Source organism: Streptomyces lycii, from assembly GCF_009735685.1.
GTDB lineage: Bacteria > Actinomycetota > Actinomycetes > Streptomycetales > Streptomycetaceae > Streptomyces > Streptomyces lycii.
The window spans coordinates 1-4,550 of sequence record NZ_WHPN01000399.1 but is presented as its reverse complement, the minus strand read 5'-3'; the positions used below and the strand labels follow the sequence as shown (position 1 = coordinate 4,550).

Here is a 4,550-nt window from a genome sequence, read left to right as displayed (position 1 = left end):
GAACGACTGGGAGTCCGTCTTCGGCGGCCCCGCCTGGACCCGTACGAAGAACCCCGACGGCACCCCCGGCGAGTGGTATCTGCACCTCTTCGCCCCCGAGCAGCCCGACCTGAACTGGGACGACCCGGAGGTCCGCCGCGAGTTCGACGCCATCCTCCGCTTCTGGCTGGACCTCGGCGTCGACGGCTTCCGGATCGACGTCGCGCACGGCATGGTCAAGGCCGCGGGCCTGCCCGACATCGGCCACGGCCGGCAGGCCGAACTCATCGGCAACCAGGTGCTGCCCTTCTTCGACCAGGACGGCGTCCACGAGATCCACCGCCACTGGCGCCGGCTGCTGGACTCCTACGGCGGCGACCGGATCGGCGTCGCCGAGGCCTGGGCGCCGTCCCCCGAGCGGCTCGCGCTGTACGTCCGCCCCGACGAGCTGCACCAGGCGTTCAACTTCCAGTTCCTGAAGTCGCCGTGGGAGCCCGGCGCGCTGCGCACCGTCGTCGACGAGTCCCTGCGCGCGACCGGCTCCGTCGGCGCGCCCACCACCTGGGTGCTGTCCAACCACGACGTGGTCCGGCACACCACCCGGTACGCCGACGGGGACCCCGAGCGGGGCCTGCGCCGGGCCCGCGCCGCCGCGCTGCTGATGCTCGCGCTGCCCGGCTCCGCGTACGTCTACCAGGGCGAGGAACTGGGCCTGCCCGAGGTCACCGACCTGCCCGACGAGGCCCGCCAGGACCCCTCCTTCTTCCGCGCCGACGGCCAGGACGGCTTCCGCGACGGCTGCCGGGTGCCGATTCCCTGGTCCGGCAGCGAACCCCCGTACGGCTTCGGCCCCCGGCCCGGCGGCCCCAGCTGGCTGCCGCAGCCGCCGCGGTGGAAGGAGCTGTCCGTGGCCGAGCAGGAGGGCACGCCCGGCTCGACCCTGGAGCTGTACCGGTCCGCGATCGCGCTGCGCCGCGAGCACCCCGCGCTCGGCGCCGGTGAGGCGGTGGAGTGGCTGGACGCGCCCGAGGGCGTGCTCGCCTTCCGGCGCACGGCGGCGGGCGCCGCCCCCGGGAGCGCCGGCGACGGGGCGGCCGCGGCCGTCGTCGTCACCCTCAACACCCTCGGCCGCGCCGTCGAGCTGACCGCTCCCGGGCGGCTGCTGCTCTCCAGCGCCCCGCCCGCGGCGCCCGCGCCCCGGAGCGGCGGCACGGTTCGTATTCCGGCTGATTCCTGTGCGTGGTGGGCAATCTGACATGCGCCCGGTACAGTCCAGCCCTATGACCGCACGGCTCGCTGACATCGCAGCCCAGGCGGGGGTCAGTGAGGCCACGGTCAGCCGTGTGCTGAACGGCAAGCCGGGCGTGGCCGCGGCCACCCGCGAATCCGTACTCGCGGCGCTCGACGTCCTCGGATACGAGCGCCCCGTGCGGCTGCGGCAGCGCAGCGCCGGGCTCGTCGGCCTCATCACCCCCGAGCTGGACAACCCGATCTTCCCCGCGCTCGCGCAGGTCATCGGCCAGGACCTCACCCGGCAGGGCTACACCCCGGTGCTCGCCACCCAGACCCCCGGCGGCTCCACCGAGGACGAGCTGACCGAGATGCTGGTCGACCGCGGGGTCTCCGGGATCATCTTCGTCTCCGGGCTGCACGCCGACACCTCCGCCGACATGCAGCGCTACGACCAGCTGCGCGGCCAGGGCGTGCCGTTCGTGCTGATCAACGGCTTCTCGCCGAAGGTCCGCGCGCCGTTCGTCTCGCCCGACGACCGGGCCGCGATGCGGCTGGCCGTCACCCATCTGGCGGCCCTCGGCCACACCCGGATCGGACTGGCCGTCGGCCCGAAGCGGTTCGTGCCGGTGTTGCGGAAGATCGAGGGCTTCCAGCGCGGCATGCAGGAGCAGCTGGGCCTGGACGAGGCGGAGTCCGGCGAGTTCATCCAGCACTCCCTCTACACCCTGGAGGGCGGCCAGGCCGCGGCCTCCGCGCTGATCGAACGCGGCTGCACCGCCGTGGTCTGCGCCAGCGACATGATGGCGCTCGGCGCGATCCGCGCCGCCCGGCAGCGGGGGCTGGCGGTGCCCCGGGACATCTCGGTCGTCGGCTTCGACGACTCCCCGCTCATAGCGTTCACCGATCCCCCGCTGACCACGATCCGGCAGCCCGTCCAGTCCATGGGCCAGGCGGCGGTGCGCGCGCTGCTGGAGGAGATCGGCGGCACCCCCGCCCCGCACAGCGAGTTCATCTTCCTGCCGGAACTGGTCGTACGGGGCTCGACGGCCTCCGGCCCTCAGGGTCAGCAGTCCTCCTCCAGGCGGAGTCCCGCCGCCGAGGTACCGACCGGAGGATGATCGGCGGGCAAACCTGATCTGGCAAACTGTGGCGGGTGGGTGAAGCGACTGTGAGGACTCCGGGCGGGCCGTCGTCGGCCGCACCGCCGTCCGCCGAAGGATCCGTGCCCGGGCCGCGCCGGTACCGCGCCCCGTCGGACAGCCTCCCGTGGGGCCCTTTCGCCTGGGGCCGGTCCGCCTGGGACCGGCTGCGCTCCCCACGGCATCCCCGGCTCTGGTTCGAGATCCTGCTGATCGCCCTCAGCTACTGGACGTACTCCCTCATCCGCAACGCGGTGCCCGAGCAGAAGGCCGCCGCGCTGCGCAACGCGGACTGGATCCTGCGCGCCGAGGAGACCCTCGGCATAGCGGTCGAACAGACGATCAACAAGGCCGTGAACTCGGTGACCTGGCTGGTCGTCGGCATGAACTACTACTACGCGACGCTGCACTTCATCGTGACCATCGGCGTCCTGGTCTGGCTCTACCGCTGGCACCCGGGGCGCTACGCCGCGACCCGGCTCGTGCTCTTCGCGACCACCGGCGTCGCCCTCCTCGGCTACTACCTCTACCCGCTGGCGCCGCCGCGGCTGATGCCCGGCGAGGGATTCATCGACACCGTCCTGGTGCACGACACCTGGGGCTCGATGGCCTCCGGCAATCTCGCCGCGATGTCCAACCAGTACGCCGCGATGCCGTCCATGCACATCGGCTGGTCCGTGTGGTGCGGCATCACCATCGCCACGCTGGCCCGCCCGCTGTGGGCCAAGGCCCTCGGTGTCCTCTATCCGACGCTCACCCTGATCGTCATCGTCGCCACCGCGAACCACTTCTGGCTGGACGCCGTCGGCGGCATGCTCTGCCTGACCTTCGGCTACGGACTGTCCTACGCCTGGTACCGCACCGCCTCCTACCGGCTGCCCCGGCACGCGGCACCGCTCGGGGCGTCCTGACCCCGCCCGCCGGGACGGCCCCCGGCCGCCGGCCCGCGTCCCGCAGGCCGTAGCCTGCCGCCGCGGGATCACCTCTCCCGAAGAGAGCCGGTTCGGATCCCGGAGCGAGCCGGTTCGCAAGCTGCCCCGCCCGGCGGGCCACGGAAGGCGACCAGTACGTGCGAGCGCACCCCCACGGCACCTCCCCCTCCCCTGACCCTGTCCCTGACCCTGCACCTGCACCCCCACCTGTCCCTGCTCCCGTTCCGCGGGACGGGACCGCGCCCGCCCGGCCGCCACGCCCCGGCGGTCCGCCGTACGCCGTCGTCGCCACCGACCTCGACGGCACGCTGCTCCGCGGAGACCTCACCTTCTCGCTGCGCACCCGGCACGCCCTGAAGGCGGCCACCGGCGCGGGCGCGACGCACCTCGTCGTCACCGGCCGCCCCGCGTCCTCCTGCCGCGAGTTCCTGCTCGCCCTCGGCTACGAGGGGCTGGCGGTCTGCGGCCAGGGCGCACAGCTGTACGACGCGACGGCCGACCGGGTCCTGGTCTCGGCGGAACTGGACCTGGAGCTGGCCCGTTCGGTGGCCGCCGCGACCGAGGCGGAACTCGGCGGCGGCATGGAGCTGGGCGTGGTCACCGCCGCCCCGGCGAACCGCTGTGTGACCACGGCCGGGTTCATCGACCCGGCGCCGCGCGGCAGCGAGACGGTCACGGACCGGGAACTGCTGTGGGCGGAGCCGGTCGAGAAGGTGCTGCTGCGCCACCGGGAGCTGCCCGACGCGGTGGTGGCCGAGGCGGCCGGACGGATCGGCGCGGGCGCGGTGACGGTGGTGCACTCGCAGGCGGGCATGGTGGAGGTGCTGCCGCTCGGCGTGACGAAGGCCGTCGGCCTGGAACGGGCGGCGGACCTGCTCGGCTTCTCGGCGGCGGACACGATCGCCTTCGGCGACATGCCCAACGACATCCCGATGCTGACCTGGGCGGGGCACGGGGTGGCGATGGCGAACGCGCACCCGGACCTGTTGGCGGTCGCCGACGCGGTGGCGCCCGCGACGAACGACGCGGACGGGGTGGCAGCGGTCCTGGAGGAGCTGTTCGCCCCGGACCGGACACCGGGCGGGGCCTCGGCGTCCCGGGCTGCCTCGGTCTTCCCGGCTGCTTCCGTGTCCCAGGCTGCTTCCGCGTCCCCGGCTGCTTCCGCGTCCCCGGCGGCCTCCGCATCCCGGGCTGCCTCCGCCCTCCCGGCTGCCTCGGCGTCCCCGGCTGCCTCGGTCTTCCCGGCTGCCTCCGCGTCCCCGACGGC

Annotated in this window: 4 protein-coding genes; all 4 read left to right on the top strand. The window is 73.8% G+C overall.

Going from position 1 to position 4,550, the window contains the following annotated elements:
* The coding region (locus GCU69_RS27645) for an alpha-amylase family glycosyl hydrolase (protein WP_156207491.1) at window positions 1–1,234 on the top strand (1,234 nt) is incomplete at its 5' end.
* Window positions 1,235–1,259: 25 nt separating this feature from the next.
* Window positions 1,260–2,330: a LacI family DNA-binding transcriptional regulator gene (locus tag GCU69_RS27640; protein WP_098751608.1), complete on the top strand. Its 1,071-nt coding sequence runs from the start codon at window positions 1,260–1,262 to the stop codon at window positions 2,328–2,330.
* A gap of 35 nt (window positions 2,331–2,365) precedes the next feature.
* Complete coding sequence (locus GCU69_RS27635; RefSeq protein ID WP_176604665.1) at window positions 2,366–3,262, top strand: phosphatase PAP2 family protein; 897 nt, start codon at window positions 2,366–2,368, stop codon at window positions 3,260–3,262.
* A 158-nt stretch (window positions 3,263–3,420) separates the two neighbouring features.
* A partial coding sequence (locus GCU69_RS27630; RefSeq protein WP_156207490.1) for an HAD family hydrolase occupies window positions 3,421–4,550 on the top strand: 1,130 nt, incomplete at its 3' end.

Excerpts from the sequence above, each read along its gene's own strand:
- GCU69_RS27640 (WP_098751608.1), top strand. The coding sequence starts at position 1,260 with ATGACCGCACGGCTCGCTGACATCGCAGCCCAGGCGGGGGTCAGTGAG.